Source organism: Oleiphilus sp. HI0079, assembly GCF_001635105.1.
The window spans coordinates 1-1,063 of record NZ_LWFT01000104.1 but is presented as its reverse complement, the minus strand read 5'-3'; the positions used below and the strand labels follow the sequence as shown (position 1 = coordinate 1,063).

1 protein-coding gene is annotated in these 1,063 nt (G+C 45.0%); it reads left to right on the top strand.

What is annotated here, in order from left to right; genetic code table 11:
• Positions 1-946, top strand: a 946-nt coding sequence (locus A3750_RS01565; protein ID WP_231871670.1) for a 3-hydroxyacyl-CoA dehydrogenase NAD-binding domain-containing protein, incomplete at its 5' end; no start/stop codon positions are given.
• Positions 947-1,063: the final 117 nt, after the last annotated feature.

The window sequence follows — 1,063 nt, the reverse complement described above, 5'->3', positions numbered from 1 at the left end:
TGTTGAAAATCCTAAGGTTAAGGACATCGTTTTGCGCGAAGTTGAAGATATCGTATCGGAAGATACTGTACTTACTTCAAACACCTCGACTATTTCGATCGACTTGTTGGCTAAAAACCTGAAGCGTCCAGAGAACTTCTGTGGAATGCACTTCTTCAACCCAGTGCACATGATGCCATTGGTTGAGGTTATTCGCGGTGAGAAAACAAGTGAAGAAACAATTGCAACAACCGTTGCATACGCGAAAGCAATGGGTAAAACGCCAGTTGTTGTTAACGATTGCCCTGGTTTCCTTGTTAACCGTATCTTGTTCCCTTACTTCGGTGGTTTCTGTGCTCTAGTCCGTGATGGTGCTGACTTCCAGCGCGTTGATAAGATTATGGAAAAATTCGGTTGGCCGATGGGTCCTGCTTATTTGCTTGATGTTGTAGGTATGGACACTGGTAAGCACGCTGGTGAAGTGATGGCTGAAGGTTTTCCTGATCGCATGAAGCATGAATTCCGTACTGCTATCGATGTTATGTTTGACGATGGTCGGTATGGCCAGAAAACAGACAAGGGTTTCTACGCATACGAACTTGACCGCAAAGGTAAGCAGAAGAAAGTTGCTGACGAAGCCGTTTACGACATGCTTAAGCCTGTTGTTGAAAGCAGTAACGAGTTCACTGATGAAGAGATCATTGAGCGCATGATGGTTCCTCTTTGTATTGAAACTGTCCGCTGTCTTGAAGATGGTATCGTTGACACTGCAGCTGAGGCAGATATGGGTCTGATCTTCGGTATTGGTTTCCCTCCATTCCGCGGTGGCGCACTTCGTTATATCGATTCTGTCGGTATCGAAGAATTCAACAAGATTGCTGACAAATACGCAGATCTAGGTGCTCTATACACTCCAACAGAGGGTATGAGAGAAATGGCTAAAGCTGGCAAGAAATTTTTCGGCTAGTTACTGAAACAGAATCGAACGGAGAATATCATGAGTCTTAATCCAAGAGATGTTGTCGTCATCGATGCAGTGCGTACCCCAATGGGTCGCTCTAAAAACGGCTGTTTCCGCAATGTT